Source organism: Streptomyces sennicomposti (assembly GCF_019890635.1).
GTDB lineage: Bacteria > Actinomycetota > Actinomycetes > Streptomycetales > Streptomycetaceae > Streptomyces > Streptomyces sennicomposti.
Map to the genome: position 1 here is coordinate 130,304 of NZ_JAIOAB010000008.1, position 15,794 is coordinate 146,097.

Consider the following 15,794-nt stretch of genomic DNA (forward strand, 5'->3'; position numbering starts at 1 on the left):
TGGTGCACCGAACCGACAGCACTCGCGGCGGCTGCGTCACCAGGCCGCTGCGAGGCGGTGCGAGTGGGTAACTCGCTCGTCTGAGCTTAACCCGTGGGTAACGAGCGCGCCACCCCCCTGACTTCGCGGTCCGGGTCTTCGTCATCCGGGTCCCGCGCCGCCCGCCGCGCCCCTACGCTGGCCTTCGTGGACGAAGAGTTGCGATCACTCACGGAGCGCTTACGGCAGGAGTCCGGCGACACGGCCGCCTTCCGGCATCTGGCGGCCGCCGAGGACCCGGACGAGCTGGCCGAGGTCCTCACCGCGCCCGGGCAGCCGCTGTGGGCGCGCGAACTGGCCGCCGTCCGGCTGGGGGCCGCGGGCGACCGGCGGTCCTTCGAGGCCCTCGTCCTGCTGCTGAACCACCGCGACCCGCAGCGCTGCGCCGCCGCCGCGTACGCCCTGGCCCGCCTCGGCGACCCGCGTACGGCCCGGGCGGCGGCGGCCCTGGCCACCAACGAACTGCGCGTCGCCTACGCCCTGCACCCGGTGCGCCTGCTGACGCGCCTGCGCGCGCCCGAGTCCGTGCCCGCGCTGATCACCACCCTCCAGCGCCGGCTGCGCCCCCACGACCCCTACCGCCGGGTCGCCCTCGCCTGCGTGGAGGGCCTGGGCGCCCTGGGCGACCCCCGCGCCCGCCCCGTCCTCACCGAGGCCCTGGCCCACCCCGCCCTTGCCGAGGCGGCGGTGCGCGCCCTGGCCGTCCTCCCGGCGCGGGGGTGAGGGCTCAGCCCCGCAGGTCCGTCGCGTACCGCACCTCGGGCACGGTGACGCCGTCCGCCTCGAACGGTTCCTCGGCGCCGTCCGCCCGGAACCCGGCCCGCTCGTAGAAGCGCCGCGCCCGGGTGTTCCCCTTGAGCACCCACAGGAACATACGCGGACGGCCGTCGGCCGCGCAGCGGCGCACCGCCTCCGTCAGCAGCGCCCGCCCGGCCCCCCGGCCCTGGTGCCCGGGGGCCACGTAGAGGGCGTACAACTCGGCGTCCTCGGTGCGCACTTCGCCGTCCCGGTACGGCCCGTGGCAGGCCCAGCCGACGACCCGTCCGGCCTCCTCGGCGACGAGGTCCACCCGGTGCGCGTCACCCCGCGCCACCCGGGTGCGATGGCGCTCGGCGTCGCGCTCGACGCTCAGCGCGTCGAGGTACGACCGGGGTATCAGCCCCCGGTAGGCGTCGCGCCAGCCCTGGACGCGTATCTCGGCCACGCGCTCGCAGTCGGTGGCCGTCATCCTCCGGACGGCAGGGGAGAGCCCCGCGGCGGGGGAGACGCCGGAGGGGGCGGGGAACCTCGTCGGACCGGTCATGGGTCCATGGTGGACCACGGGTCTGACAACGGGTCTGACAGCGGGTCAGTGGTCGACCACGGACCCGGACGCGACGACGGTCCCCGCGCCCTGCGCCCCCGACGGGCCGCCAGGCCCAGGTCTGACGGCCCGTCGGGGGCGGGGTCGTGGGCGGGGGTGGCCGGAGGGGCGCTCAGCCGTGGAAGCGGACCAGGGTGTGCAGCAGCGCGCCCGGTGAGGTCTCGCCCTGGCCGCCGGCGGCCGTCTTGGTGGCCGTGGTCTTCGCCGCCCCGGGTTTCGGGTCGGGGAGCTTCTGGCAGACCGCGTCGGCCGTCGCGCCGGCGCGGCCGCGCGGCACCGTGCCGTCGGTCAGATACGCCGTCAGGTACTGGTCCAGGCAGGAGTTTCCGCTGAGCGTGATGCCGTGGTTGCCGCCGCCCTGCTCGACGACCAGGCTGGAGCGGGCCAGCAGACGGTGCGCCGTCACGCCGCCCTGGTAGGGGGTGGCCGCGTCGTTCGTCGCCTGGAACAGCAGCACCGGCGGCAGCTCGGCGTTGGCGATGTCCACGGGGCGCTCGGGGGCGGTCGGCCAGAAGGCGCAGGGCGCGTTGTACCAGGCGTTGTTCCAGGCCATGAAGGGCGCCTTGGCGTACACGGCCGCGTTGTCCTTGCGCCACTGCCGCCAGTCCCGCGGCCAGGACACGTCACGGCACTGCACGGAGGTGTAGACGCTGTAGCCGTTGTCGCCGGAGGCGTCCACGGCGCCGTAGGTGTCGTACGCGTCGACCAGCGGGCCGGTCTTCTTGTCGTTCACGTACGCCGCGAACGCCTTCGCGAGGTCGGGCCAGTAGCCGTTGTAGTAGCCGCCCGGCATGAAGGTGTCCTCCAGCTCCGAGGCGCCGACCTTGCCGCCGGCCGGCTTCTCGGCGAGCGCCGCGCGCATGGCGTACCACTTGGCCTCGACCCGGGCCGGGTCCGTGCCGAGGTGGTACGTCGCGTCGTACTTGGCGATCCAGGCCATGAGGGCGCGGTGGCGGGCGTCGAAGGCGTAGTCCTGCTGGATGTTGTCGTCGTACCAGACGCCGGTCGGATCGACCACGGAGTCCAGGACCAGCCGGCGCACCCGCTGGGGGAAGAGCTTCGCGTACACCGCGCCGAGATAGGTGCCGTAGGAGTAGCCGAAGTAGTTGATCTTCTCGGCGCCGAGGGCGCGGCGGATGGAGTCCATGTCGGTCGCCGCGTTGACCGTGTTGATGTACGGCAGCAGGTTCGCGTGCTTCTTGCCGCAGGCCGCCGCGTAGTTCTTCACGCGGTCGAGGTTGGCCCGCTCCAGGGCGGGCGTGCTCGGCACCGAGTCCGGGCGCACCGGGTTGAAGTAGCCGGGCGCGCAGTCCAGCGCGGGCTTGCTCGCGCCCACGCCGCGCGGGTCGAAGCCGATGACGTCGTACTGGGCGGCGACGGACTTCGGCAGCGAGGACGCCACGAAGGCGGCGAGCGAGAGCCCGCTGCCGCCGGGCCCGCCGGGGTTGACCAACAGGGGGCCCTGGTACGTCTTCGCGGTGTGCGGCACGCGCGACAGGGCCAGGGTGATCTTCTGCCCGGAGGGGCGCGCGTAGTCCAGCGGCACCTGGACGGCCGCGCACTCCAGGGTCGGGTAGTCGGCGGTGCCGCACTTCTTCCAGCCGGCCCTGAGGGCGGGGGCGGCGACCGCGGCGTGCGACGGGCCGGCCTCGGCGGGGGCGGCCGTGACGGAACCGGCCAGGACGACGACGGCACCGCACAGCACGGCAGCGCGTTTTCTCATGGGTCCTCCGGGGGCGGGGCGGCTGCGGACCGCGGGGCTCGCGATCCTCGCCGCATCGTCCCGGAAACGACCCCCGGAAGAACGTGTTCCGACCATTCTTGACCCGATCGCTCCGAGCGATGCGCTCGAACGATCTCAGCTGACCGCGTGTCGAAACGGTTCAGACGAGTAGTGGGCCCACTCGCCGGACGAGGGTGCCTACTTGTAGAAGATGGCCACGCCGCCGTGGTGCGAGCAGGCGCCCTGGTGGTGGGCGGCGTACGAGTAGGTGCCGTCGTTGCACTTGGCGGTGGCCCCGTTCCCGCCGCCGGAACCGCCCGACGAACCGGAGCCGCCCCCGGACCCTCCCGACGACCCCGAGCCGCCGCTCCCGGACGAACCGCCGCTGCCGCCCGAGTTCGCGGCGGCCGCGTGCGCGGTGACGGTCACCTTCACCTCGACCGTCTTCGTCGCGGTCACCGTCGGCACGGCCGTCGGCGTGGCGGTCACCGTCTCGGTCGCGGTGGCGGTGGGAGCGGCGGTGGCCGTGGCCGTGGTGGTGACCGTGGCCGCCGGCTGCACCTTGGCGGCGGCGGGCTTCGCGTCCTTCCCGCTGTCCTGCCCGCCGGCGCCGATGCCCGCGCCGACGAAGAGGGCGAGTCCGAGCGCGGGCAACGCGTACCGCTTGCGCGCCCACTTGGGCGCTGGCCGGACCGGCTGCGGCGGCATGGCGTACGGATTGGTCATGTGTCCCCCCAGGGAAGGTGACCGGCGCCGACGGGGCCGGTGGCTGGGCACGCCGCGTCGGTACGGCGGCCACCCGCGCACGGCGTCCGGGCACCTCGACGCCCCGGCGACACCGGCGAGCGTCCATACTACCCGCACTATCTCCACATCATCTACACAACGCTGGTACCCGGTGGCCCCTCTGAATCGGCGTCACTCCCGAGGCGTGGCCGCCGCCGTTCCTCGCCGTCAGATCAGCGAGAGCTGCACCGGCTCCGGGGAGGCGGGGGCGGGGGGCGACGGGGGGATGCGGCGGTGGGAGGTGCGGTGGGTGGGGCCTATGCCGTATTCCTGGGCCAGGTCGTGGACCTGGCGGGTGATGCGGCGCTGGTACCACTTGGGGGCGTAGGCGCCGTCGGCGTAGAGGCGTTCGTAGCGGCGGACCAGGTGGGGGTGGTGGTGGGTGAGCCAGGCCGTGAACCACTCGCGGGCGCCCGGGCGCAGATGCAGGGTCAGCGGGGTGACGGAGGTGGCGCCGGCCGCCGCGATCGCCCGTACCGTCGCCCGCAGCTGGTCCGGGTGGTCGCTCAGGAAGGGGATCACCGGGGCCATCAGCACACCGCAGCCGATGCCGTGCTCGCCGAGGGTGCGCACCACGTCCAGGCGGCGTTCCGGGGCCGGGGTGCCCGGCTCCACGGTGCGCCACAGCTCGGGGTCGGTGAAGCCGACCGAGACCGAGACGCCCACGTCGGTGACCTCGGCCGCCTGGACGAGCAGGTCCAGGTCGCGCAGGATCAGGGTGCCCTTGGTCAGGATCGAGAAGGGGTTCGCGTAGTCGCGCAGCGCGGACAGGATGCCCGGCATCAGGCGGTAGCGGCCCTCGGCGCGCTGGTAGCAGTCGACGTTCGTGCCCATCGCGATGTGCTCGCCCTGCCAGCGGCGCGAGGCGAGCTGGCGGCGCAGCAGCTCGGGCGCGTTCACCTTCACCACGATCTGGCTGTCGAAGCCGAGGCCCGTGTCCAGGTCCAGATAGCTGTGCGTCTTGCGGGCGAAGCAGTAGACGCAGGCATGGGTGCAGCCGCGGTACGGGTTGACCGTCCATTCGAACGGCATCCGGGAGGCGCCCGGCACCCGGTTGATGATCGAACGGGCCCGGATCTCGTGGAAGGTGATCCCGCGGAACTCGGGTGTGTCGAAGGTGCGGGTCGTGACCGCGTCCGCGCCGAACAGCGCGGCGTCGGCCGGGCGGCCGCGTCCGGTCTCCGGCCTGTCGTCGGGGTCGGCGGTCTCGGGCCTGCCGTCGGGGTCGGCGGTCTCGAGCCTGCCGTCGGGGTCGGCGGGGTCGCCGGGGGCCGCGGAGTTCGCGGGGGCGGCCCGGTCCCGGGGGCCCGCGTGGTCGGCGGGGCGGTCGGAGTCCGCGGGGTTCGCTGTGAGGTTGTCCCAGCGCATGACGCCTCCTCGGTTGCACTGGCCTCAGAATAGAACACTTGTTCCCTTGATCGTGCGGACGACCGTTCGGGCGCTGTTCGGACGCCGTTCGCGACCGTCCCGCAAGGCACCGCGATCACTTGCCGCACCCCGATTTGGGCGGCCGGGGAGCGGGGTGGTTGGCTTGGTCCAACCCTGACAACGGATGTCCTGGAGGAACCCCATGGCGCAGGTCGAGGCCACTACGGAGCGGGTCGTCGCGGCGGACGCGGAGAAGGTGTTCGACGCCCTCGCCGACTACAGCGGCACCCGCGAGAGGCTGCTGCCCGAGCAGTTCAGCGAGTACGAGGTGCGCGAGGGCGGCGACGGCGAGGGCACCCTCGTCCACTGGAAGCTCCAGGCCACCAGCAAGCGCGTGCGCGACTGCCTGCTGGAGGTCACCGAGCCCACCGACGGCGAGCTGGTGGAGAAGGACCGCAACTCCTCCATGGTCACCACCTGGCGGGTCACCCCGGCCGGCGAGGGCGGTTCCCGCGTCGTCGTCACCACCACCTGGCAGGGCGCCGGCGGCATCGGCGGCTTCTTCGAGAAGACGTTCGCCCCCAAGGGCCTCGGCCGCATCTACGACGCCCTGCTCGCCAAGCTCGCCGCCGAGGTCGAGAAGTAGTTCCGCGCCTCAACTCCCCGTAGAAAAGCCTCTGTTGGGCCGTCACCGGTTCGGGTGATCTCACCGTTGTCCGGAGATATGCCGTAACTCGTCGCACCTGCCCGTAGTTGTCGCTTCACGCGCGGAAATTGCGCGGCAGGTCGACGAGGGAGAGGTACGTGGGCGGGATCACTCTGGTGCAGGACGAACCGGTGGCGGCGCCCCCGGACACCGGCGCCACCCCACCGGACACCCCCTCCGCGCCCCCCGATCCCCGCGCCGAAGCGCCTGAGGCCGCCCCCGCCCTCAGCCCCCGCCGGGTGCGGCTCGTCTTCGTCGGGCTGATGCTCGCGCTGCTGCTCGCCGCGCTCGACCAGATGATCGTGGCCACCGCCCTGCCCAAGGTGGTCGGCGAGCTGCACGGCCTGGACAAGATGTCCTGGGCCATCACCGCCTATCTGCTCACCGCCACCGTCGGACTGCCCGTCTACGGCAAGCTCGGCGACCTCATCGGCCGCAAGGGCGTCTTCCAGTTCGCCATCCTGGTCTTCGTCATCGGCTCCGCGCTCGCCGGCCGCGCGCAGACCATGGACCAGATGATCGCCTTCCGCGCGGTGCAGGGCATCGGCGCGGGCGGGCTCATGATCGGCGTCCAGGCCATCATCGCCGACATCGTGCCGCCCCGGCAGCGCGGCCGGTTCATGGGCCTCATCGGCGCCGCCTTCGGTCTCGCCTCCGTCGCCGGCCCCCTGCTCGGCGGCTACTTCACCGACCACCTCTCCTGGCGCTGGTGCTTCTACGTCAACGTGCCCTTCGGCCTGATCACCCTGGCCGTCGTCACCGCCGTGCTGAAACTGCCCAGGCCGCGCGTCAGGGCGCGCTTCGACGTCCTCGGCGCGCTGCTGCTCGCCGCCGCCTCCACCTGCCTGGTCCTGCTGACCAGCTGGGGCGGCACCGAGTACGCCTGGAACTCGCGCGTCATCTGGGGTCTCGGCGCGGGCGCCGCCGCGGCCGCCGTCCTCTTCGTCGTCGCCGAGCACTTCGCCGCCGAACCCCTCATCCCGCTGCGGCTCTTCCGCGACTCCGTCTTCAACGTCAGCGCCCTGGTCGGCCTCGTCATCGGCGTCGCCCTGTTCGGCGCGGCCAGCTACCTGCCGACCTTCCTCCAGATGGTGGACGGCGCCTCGGCCACCGAGTCCGGCCTGCTCATGCTGCCCATGATGGGCGGCATCGTCGGCGCCTCCATCGTCTCCGGGCAGCTCATCAGCCACACCGGCCGCTACCGGCTCTACCCCCTGCTCGGCGGAGCCCTCTCCGCCGTCGGCATGTGGCTGCTGTCCCGGCTGGAGACCGACACGCCCCGCCTGCACTACAGCCTCTGGATGGCCGTGCTCGGCGCCGGCATCGGCCTGGTGATGCCCGTCCTGGTCCTCGCCGTGCAGAACTCCGTGCGCCCCGCCGACCTCGGCACCGCGACCAGCGCCAACAACTACTTCCGGCAGATCGGCGGCAGCGTCGGCGCCGCCGTCTTCGGCACCCTCTTCGCCGGCCGCCTCACCGACGCCCTGCGCGACCGCCTCCCCGCCCGCGCGGGCGCGGCCCTGCCCGACGCCGAGTCGATCACCCCGCAGGCGGTGCGCGCCCTCCCGGCGGGCCTGCGCGACGCCTACATCCAGGCGTACGCCGACGCCATGCCGCGGATCTTCCTCTACCTCGTGCCGGTGCTCGTCCTCGGCACGGTCATCGCCTTCTTCCTCAAGGAGAAACCCCTGGTGTCCCACAACACCCCCGCCCCGTCCGCCTTCGAGACCGACACCGCGCCGCTGCACACCGCCGCCCCCGTCCGCGACAACGCGGTGCCGCCGGCCCGCGCGCCGTACCCGGCGGGCGTCCCCGTGTGCGGCACCGTGCAGCACGCCGACGGCACCGTCGTACCGCGCGCTGCGCTCACCCTGATCGACATCGCGGGCCGGCAGATCGGGCGCGGCGCGAGCGGCGAGGACGGCCGGTACGCGCTGTCCACGCCCGGCACCGGCTCGTACGTGCTGATCGCCGCCGCCGGCGGGCACCAGCCGCAGGCGGTGTCCGTGACCGTCGGCGAACGGCCCGTCGAACTCGACGTCGTCCTCGGCGGCGCCGGACGCCTCGCCGGCACCGTGTGCACGGCCGACGGCACCCCCGTACGGGACGCCACCGTCACCCTCACCAACGTGCACGGCGAGGTCGTCGCCACCACCCGCAGCGGACGCGAGGGCGGCTACGTCATCACCGAGCTGGTCGCCGGCGAGTACACCCTCGCCGCCAGCGCGCCCGCCTTCCGCCCGGCGGCGCTGCCCGTCAGCGTCCAGGCCTCGCGCGAGACCCGCCAGGACGTGGAGCTGGCGGGCGGCGCCGTGCTGCGCGGCACCGTCCGGGCCAGCGGCGGCCGGCCGGTCGAGGAGGCGCGGGTGACGCTGCTCGACGCCGCCGGGAACGTCGTCGACACCCTCACCACCGGCGCGGACGGGACGTTCCGGTTCGTGGACCTGTCCTCCGGCGAGTACACCGTCATCGCGGCCGGCTACCCGCCGGTCGCCACGGTGCTCCAGGTGGCGGGCGGCGGCCGTACGGAGCGGGACCTGCAGCTCGGGCACGAGGACTGAGCCGGCCGGCGGCGGGGCGCGACCGCTCCGTGCGGCACGCCCGGCCGGCCCGGCGCGCGACGCCCGGCCGGCCCGTGGAATTGCACGGTGGGCGCGTGAAATCGCACGGTCGGCGTGCGGTTGACGGCGGCCGGAGCGGGCCGCGGCCAATTCCGGAAATCGCCGCGCGTCGCGACCCGGCCGCGCCGTACCGTGGTGGGCGGGGGAGCAGATCGTGCGGAGCCGTGGGGAGAGGGGCCTGCGCCATGGACCGTGGCACCGAGAGCAACGCGCCTCGCGGCCGCCCGGAGGGGAGCGTCGCCGTCGCGGGGCGCCCCGCCGCCCGCCGGGTCGCGCCGGCCGTGGCCGTGGTGGGCCGTGACCGCCTGGTGTCGCACTGGAGCCGGGGCGCCCGGGAGATGTTCGGCTTCCCCGAGGAGGAGGCGATCGGCCGCCCCGCCACCGATCTGCTGCCCGTCTCCGGCGCGCTGCCCGACGAGGACGACGAGCCGCCGGACCCGTGCCGCCGCGCCTACGGCGGACTCGGGTCCGCATGGGGGCTCTCGCCGGACGGACTCCGGTCAGGACCGGCGCTCTCCCTGGACGGACTCCGGTCAGGACCGGAGTTTTCCCTGGACGGGCTGGGGCCAGGACCGGAGCTTTCTCTGGACGGGCTCGGGTCCGGACCGGCGTTCTCTCGCGGCGGGCCGCTGTCCCGTCCGGCCGCGGGCCGTGCCCGGCTGACCGTCCCCGGGCGGGACCGCCTCGACGTCCTGTGGTGGGCGTACCCGCTGGTGGGTCCGGGCCGCGCACGGCTGCTGGTGCTCGCCGCCGACGCGGACGGCCTGCGCGGCGACCCGGCCGCCGGGGCGTCGCGGGCGCACGGCGCCGCGTGGGACCGCTGGGCCGTCGAGCGGGTCGTCCCAGCCTTCGCCCCGCACACCGACTTCCCCCGCGCCGGGGAACCGGCCCGCGGGCTCCCGGAGGCCCTGCCCGGCCTGAGCGTCGGCGAGAGCGCCCGCATCGCCTCCCAGGTCCTCGAACTCGGCTGCCCGGTCCTGGAGTTCCGTCACGGCGACCGGGTGCCCGTCGTCTGGGACCCGGACGTCCGGGCGGCCACCGGTTCGCCGCGTTAGCCGCCCGGCCCCCGCCGGTCCCCCCTCCAGCGGGCGGGCGGCCCGGGCCGGATTCACATGTCTCTCCGTCCTTCCTCGCCCGCCGGGCACCTCGGCCGAGGCGTGCACCGCGTCGGACGAGGTGTGCGTTCGGTGCGGGTTCGTCGTGGGGTGTGCGTCAGATGTGTGAAGGCGGATGTGTGAAGGCGAACGGGAAGCCGTGGAGCGAGGAGCCCGAGCGGGGGCTCGCGAGGGTCGGCGGCGCAGCGCGCCCGGCCCTTGGCAGTCGCCGCCGAGCCGAGAATCCCGTGCCCATGACGCCGCCGGCCGGGGCGGTGCGGGCGGCGGGGCCGCCGTCCCGGCTCGCCTTCCGCGCCGCGGGACCGGTGGGACGGCCGGCCAGGCGCCGCGTGGCCGTGCGCGTACGGTGATGGTCCGGCGGCGACAGGGGGGCTCAGCGTGTCCGGCCAGTGGCGTATTGTCGCATTGACGTAGTTTGAGGGGGGTGGGGGAAGGTCGCTCCCCCTACTGCCTGTAGGGTTACGTCCACCCCGCCACACCCCGAACGGAACAGAGACGAGAGGTGGCCGTGTCGACCGTCGCGCCCGATCCGGACGTCAGTGTTGTCGTCATCGTCTACAACGACCAAGACAGACTTCCGACGGCCGTAGGTTCCGTCCTCGAGCAAACTTTGCGCAATGTCGAGGTGGTCATCGCCGACGACTGCTCGACGGACGGCTCCTTCGAGGTCGCCCAGGCGCTCGCCGCCGCCCACCCCGGCAAGGTCCGCGCGATCCGGCTGCCGGAGAACAGCGGCGGCTGCGGAGAGCCCCGCAACCAGGGCGTCAAGGTCGCCCGCGGCCGGTACGTGATGTTCCTCGACAGCGACGACACGCTGGAGCAGAACGCCTGCCGCAACATGGTCGACGCGGCCGACCGCACCGGCGCCGACCTCGTCTCCGGCCTGTGTGTGCGGGTTCACACCGACAACCGGCACGGCAAGCGGACCCCCTGGTACCCGTGGCTGTACCGCAGCACCCGCACCCTCGACTCCGTCGCCGAGCTGCCGGACCTGTTCGTCTTCGACACCCTGTCCACGAACAAGTGCTACCGGCGCGGCTTCCTGCTCGACAACGACCTCGCCTTCCCGCGCGGCATCCACTACGAGGACCTGCTCTTCTCCGCCCAGGCCTATCTGGCCGCCGAGCGGATCACCCTCATCCCCAACACGGTCTACCACTGGAACGTCGTCCAGAAGACGGCCGTGAAGTCGATCAGCAACCGCCGCGGCGAGATCAGCAACTTCGCCCACCGGGTCGAGATCCACCGCCGGATCGACGCCATCCTGGACCGCCAGGGCCAGGACGAGCTGAAGCTGCGCAAGGACATCAAGTTCCTCAAGCACGACCTCGTGCTCTACCTGCGCGAACTGCCCTTCCTGGACGACGACTACCGGCACCGCTTCGCCGAACTGGCCCGCGACTACATCCAGGACTTCCCCGAGGCGGCGTACGCCGAACTCGACAAGATCCACGCCATCTGCGCCCAGTTGCTGCTGCGCGAGGACTGGACCGACCTGATGCCGGCCATCGACGCGCTGCTCAACCGCGGCAAGATCGCCACGCCGCTGGTCGAGCGCGACGGCCGCGTCTACTGGACCGGCCGCCACCTCGAGGACCCCGAGATGCGCGCCGTCCTCGACGTCACCCCGCTCGGCTACCACGCCAAGCGGCTGAACCAGATGTTCCTGCGCAACCGGCTCACCGAGTACACCGTCCACGGCGGCGAGGTCACCCTGGCCGGCCGGATCGTCAACCCGCTGCACACCATCCCCGCGGACGCCGAACTCAGCGCCGAGCTGGAGTTCAAGGCCCGCCGCCGCAGCCTGCAGACCTTCCGCTTCCCGGTGCCCGCCCCGCGCCACGAGGGCGAGGCCGTCACCTGGCGCGCCGAGGTCCCGCTGGCCCGGCTGCTCAGGCCGCTCGGCATCATCGACGACGTCTGGGACGTACGGCTGCACCTCACCGCCGACGGCAAGCGCACCACCAGCAGGCTCACCGTCGGCGCCGTGGACCTGGAGGACGCCCGGTCCGTGCCGGTGCGGCCGCGGCTCACCCGGCTCATGGCCGACCGTCTCGAAGCCCAGGTGTCCGCCAAGGGCCACCTCGCCTTCCGGCTCACCCAGGAGGGCAAGTTCGCCCAGGCCGGCCGCGCCGCCGTCGAACGCAACCTGCACGGCCGCCCCGCCCGCGCCGCCAAGAGCGCCTACCGCAAGGCGCGCGCCGTGCGCCGCGAACTGAACTCCGGCGCCCGCAAGCTCCAGGTCTACGAGCGGATGCTGACCAGGCTGCCCGTCCGCAAGGGCACGGTCGTCTTCGAGAGCCACCTCGGCAAGCAGTACAGCGACAGCCCCCGCGCGATCTACGAGGAGCTGCGCCGCCGCGGCACGCCCGTCACCCCGATCTGGTCCTACGCCGGCGACCGCCCCAGCGGCTTCCCCGAGGACGCGGAACTGGTGCGCCGCTGGTCGTGGCGGTACCTGAAGGCGCTCGCCCAGGCCGAGTTCTGGATCGACAACCAGGGCTACCCGCTGCGCCTGACCAAGCGCCCCGAGACGACGTACATCCAGACCTGGCACGGCTCCGCGCTGAAGCGGATGGGCTTCGACGAGCCCGGCCTCAGGATGCTGTCCGAGGCCGAGCAGCGCGCCTACCAGCAGGCCCTGGACCGCTTCGACCACTTCGTGGTCCGCGGCGAGCACGACGTGCGCACCCTCGCCCGCGCCTACCGCATCCCCGAGCACAAGCTGCTGCGCACCGGCTACCCGCGCAACGACGCGCTGGTGCGGGCCCGGGAGAGCGAGACGCAGGACCCCCAGGCGCTGCGGCTCGCCGAACGCCTCGGCATCGAGCCGGGCAAGCGGGTGCTGCTGTACGCGCCGACCTTCCGCAGCCAGCCGGGCGGCAAGGTGCGCACCTTCGAATTCCCCTTCGACGTCGAGGAGTTCGCCGCCCGGTTCGGCGACGACTGCGTCCTGCTGGTCCGGGCGCACTACCTGAACCGGCTCACCCTGCCCCCCGCGGTCGCCGGCCGGGTGATCGACGTCAGCGGCGAACCGGACATCACCCCGCTGATGCTCCTCGCCGACGCCCTGATCACCGACTACTCCTCGGTGATGTTCGACTACGCGCTCCTGCGACGGCCCATCGTCTTCTACGCCTACGACTGGGAGGAGTACGCCGAGGACACCCGCGGCACCTACTTCGACCTGCTCGCCGAGGCGCCCGGCCCTGTCCCGCGCACCCCGGACGAACTCTTCGCCGCGCTCGGCGACTTGGCCGGCCTGCGCGTGAAGTACGAGGCGCGGCTGAAGGAGTTCGTGGACAAGTACGGTGAGTACGACCGCGGGGACGCCGCGGCGCAGATCGTGGACCGTTTCTTCGGCCCCGCGGGAGAGGCCCGATGACCCAGCGCGACATCTTCTTCGTGGCCAACGAGGTCAACGAACTCGGCGGCGTGGGCCGCTGGCAGACCCAGCTGGCCGGCCTGCTGGCCGCCCGCGGCCACCGGGTCACCGTCGTCGGCATCGCCCCGGCCAACCACCCGATGGACCTCGGCGAGCAGCCCCCGTTCCGCACGGTCACGCTGTACGCCCGCCGGCCGCCGGGCCGCCCCCGCCCGCGCCGCCCGCTGGGCTCCCTCGACCCGGCCGTGCGCCGCCACGAGACGCACATGCGCGCCGCCGCCTCCCGGCTCACCGGGCTGTTCCGCGCGGCGGCGCCGGGCGCGGTGATCATCGTGCCGCAGGTGTGGGCGATGGAGTGGGTGGCGCTCGCGGACACCGCCGGGCACCCCGTGATCGGCATGACCCACGAGTCCTTCGAGACCTGCCGCAAGTCGTCCCGCTTCGCCCGGGTGAAGCGGTACTTCAAGGACGTCGACCGGCTGCTCGCCCTCACCCAGGAGGACGCCGACCGCTGGGTGGGCGAGGGCCTGAACAACATGGGCTTCATGCCCAACCCGCTGCCCGTCGTGCCCGGCGAGCCCTCGCCGCGCACCGCCAAGGTGGTGGCGAGCATCGGCCGGCTCTCCCACGAGAAGGGCGTCGACCTGCTGCTGGACGCCTGGGCCGAGGCCGTGGCCAAGCAGCCCGGCTGGACCCTGCGGATCTACGGCAAGGGCGAGGCCGAGGACGAACTGCGCCGCCGCTGCGCCGAGTCGGGCCTGGAGGACTCGGTGGACTTCGCCGGGCAGACCGACGACGTGCCCGGGGCGCTGCGCGCCTCCTCCCTCTTCGTCCAGTCCTCCCGGGGCGAGGGCTTCCCGCTGGTGCTGCTGGAGGCGATGGCCACCGGAGTGCCGTGCGTGGCCTTCGACTGCGCGCCGGGTGTGCGCGAGATCGTCGCCCATGAGGAGGACGGGCTGCTGGCCCGCCCCGGCAACACCACCGAACTCGCCCGTCATCTCGTACGGTTGATGTCCGACGAGCGGCTGCGCGACGCGATGGGCGAACAGGCCCTGCGCAGCGTGCGCCGCTTCGACCCGGACACCATCACCCGCCGCTGGGAAGAGCTGTTCGACTTCCTGGAGCGCTGACCGAGGCGCACCGGCCGCCCGGCTCCGGCCCGGCGGCCGGGACACCGCGGCCGGTGCGGCATCCCACCAGGCCCGCCGGCGAGGCCGGCGACGTACTTCAGGAGCGCGCATGACGGTGAGGCACCCCCACGGCGGCCACGGCGAGAGCCGCGATCTGGCGGTCAACCCCGTCTTCAGCCGGGAACCCCTCCGGGTGCCCCGGTACGCGATGCCGGACGGCGAGATGGAGCCGTCCACCGCCTACCAGGTGGTGCACGACGAGCTGATGCTCGACGGCAACGCCCGGCAGAACCTCGCCACGTTCGTCTCCACCTGGGCCGAGCCCGAGGCGCGGCGGCTGATGGACGAGTGCGCCGAGAAGAACATGATCGACAAGGACGAGTATCCGCAGACCGCGGAACTCGAGATCCGGTGCGTGCACATGCTCGCCCGGCTCTGGCACGCCCCCGACCCGCGCGACGCCGTCGGCTGCTCCACCACCGGCTCCAGCGAGGCGGCCATGCTCGGCGGCCTCGCCCTCAAACGCCGCTGGCAGGAGCGGCGCCGCGCCGAGGGCAGGCCCACCGACCGGCCCAACCTGGTCATGGGCGTCAACGTCCAGATCTGCTGGGAGAAGTTCGCCGACTACTTCGAGGTCGAGCCGCGCTACGTCCCGATGGAGGGCGACCGCTACCACCTCACCCCCGAGACGGCCGTCGAGCTGTGCGACGAGAACACCATCGGCGTCGTCGCCGTCCTCGGCTCCACCTTCGACGGCAGCTACGAGCCCGTCGCCGGCATCGCCGCCGCCCTGGACGACCTCCAGGCGCGCACCGGCCTCGACATCCCCGTCCACGTCGACGCCGCCTCCGGCGGGATGATCGCGCCTTTCCTCGACCCGGACCTCCACTGGGACTTCCGGCTGCCGAGGGTCGCCTCCATCAACACCTCCGGCCACAAGTACGGACTGGTGATGCCCGGTGTCGGCTGGGCGCTGTGGCGCGACCGGGAGGCCCTGCCCGACAGCCTGGTCTTCCACGTCAACTACCTCGGCGGCGACATGCCGACCTTCGCGCTCAACTTCTCCCGGCCCGGCGCCCAGGTCGTCGCCCAGTACTACAACTTCCTGCGCCTCGGCTTCGACGGCTACCGGCGCGTGCAGCGCACCTGCCGGGACGTCGCCACCCGGCTGGCCGCCGAGATCGCCCGGCTCGGGCCGTTCGAGCTGATCACCGACGGCGGTGACATCCCGGTCTTCGCGTTCCGGGTGCGCGAGGACATCGACCGCTTCAGCGTCTTCGACGTCTCCGCCGCGCTGCGCGAACGCGGCTGGCTGGTGCCCGCGTACACCTTCCCGAAGAACCGCACCGACCTGGCCGTGCTGCGCATCGTGGTCCGCAACGGGTTCAGCCACGACCTGGCCGACCTGCTGCTGGACGATCTGCGCCGCATCCTGCCGAGGCTGGACAAGCAGAGCGAGCCGCACCGCGACGCCGACGACGCCGGCGGCTTCGCCCACGGCGCGGAGACCAAGAACCCGCGCCGCCCCGGCCGCGACTGACCCCACCGCCCCGGGCCG

The 15,794-nt window shown here is 73.3% G+C and carries 10 protein-coding genes and 1 pseudogene; 7 read left to right on the forward strand and 4 right to left on the reverse strand.

The window, feature by feature from the left end; all coding sequences use genetic code 11:
* The first annotated feature begins 186 nt into the window (after positions 1 to 186).
* A complete protein-coding gene (locus K7787_RS07640; RefSeq protein ID WP_043261493.1) occupies positions 187 to 762 on the forward strand; it encodes an adenylosuccinate lyase in 576 nt (191 codons plus the stop codon).
* Positions 763 to 766: 4 nt separating this feature from the next.
* On the opposite strand, the gene K7787_RS07645 is transcribed toward K7787_RS07640, so the two are convergent.
* From K7787_RS07645 to K7787_RS07660, 4 genes are all read right to left on the reverse strand, one after another.
* Positions 767 to 1,267: a GNAT family N-acetyltransferase gene (locus K7787_RS07645; protein WP_223000944.1), complete on the reverse strand. Its 501-nt coding sequence runs from the start codon at positions 1,265 to 1,267 to the stop codon at positions 767 to 769.
* A gap of 247 nt (positions 1,268 to 1,514) precedes the next feature.
* Positions 1,515 to 3,125, reverse strand: a complete 1,611-nt coding sequence (locus K7787_RS07650) for an alpha/beta hydrolase (RefSeq protein WP_223000921.1) — start codon at positions 3,123 to 3,125, stop codon at positions 1,515 to 1,517.
* Positions 3,126 to 3,323: 198 nt separating this feature from the next.
* Positions 3,324 to 3,851: a DUF3761 domain-containing protein gene (locus K7787_RS07655; protein ID WP_019985138.1), complete on the reverse strand. Its 528-nt coding sequence runs from the start codon at positions 3,849 to 3,851 to the stop codon at positions 3,324 to 3,326.
* A gap of 228 nt (positions 3,852 to 4,079) precedes the next feature.
* Positions 4,080 to 5,279: an Rv2578c family radical SAM protein gene (locus tag K7787_RS07660; protein WP_247720651.1), complete on the reverse strand. Its 1,200-nt coding sequence runs from the start codon at positions 5,277 to 5,279 to the stop codon at positions 4,080 to 4,082.
* 202 nt (positions 5,280 to 5,481) lie between these two features.
* Between K7787_RS07660 and K7787_RS07665 the strand changes: the two genes are divergently transcribed.
* The 6 genes and pseudogenes from K7787_RS07665 (at position 5,482) to gad (ending at position 15,776) form a co-directional block, all read left to right on the forward strand.
* Positions 5,482 to 5,925: an SRPBCC family protein gene (locus tag K7787_RS07665; protein WP_019985139.1), complete on the forward strand. Its 444-nt coding sequence runs from the start codon at positions 5,482 to 5,484 to the stop codon at positions 5,923 to 5,925.
* A gap of 158 nt (positions 5,926 to 6,083) precedes the next feature.
* The gene (locus K7787_RS07670; protein ID WP_223000922.1) at positions 6,084 to 8,546 is read left to right on the forward strand and encodes an MFS transporter; all 2,463 of its coding nucleotides are present in this window, start codon (positions 6,084 to 6,086) and stop codon (positions 8,544 to 8,546) included.
* Between the two features lie 245 nt (positions 8,547 to 8,791).
* Positions 8,792 to 9,625: pseudogene (locus tag K7787_RS07675) on the forward strand (hypothetical protein); the annotation flags it as partial.
* A 604-nt stretch (positions 9,626 to 10,229) separates the two neighbouring features.
* A complete protein-coding gene (locus K7787_RS07680) occupies positions 10,230 to 13,106 on the forward strand; it encodes a bifunctional glycosyltransferase/CDP-glycerol:glycerophosphate glycerophosphotransferase (protein ID WP_223000923.1) in 2,877 nt (958 codons plus the stop codon).
* Positions 13,103 to 14,236, forward strand: a complete 1,134-nt coding sequence (locus K7787_RS07685) for a glycosyltransferase (protein ID WP_223000924.1) — start codon at positions 13,103 to 13,105, stop codon at positions 14,234 to 14,236. The genes K7787_RS07680 and K7787_RS07685 overlap by 4 nt, the downstream gene beginning before the upstream one ends.
* A 109-nt stretch (positions 14,237 to 14,345) precedes the next feature.
* The gene (gene gad / locus K7787_RS07690; RefSeq protein WP_223000925.1) at positions 14,346 to 15,776 is read left to right on the forward strand and encodes a glutamate decarboxylase; all 1,431 of its coding nucleotides are present in this window, start codon (positions 14,346 to 14,348) and stop codon (positions 15,774 to 15,776) included.
* The last annotated feature ends 18 nt before the right edge of the window (positions 15,777 to 15,794 follow it).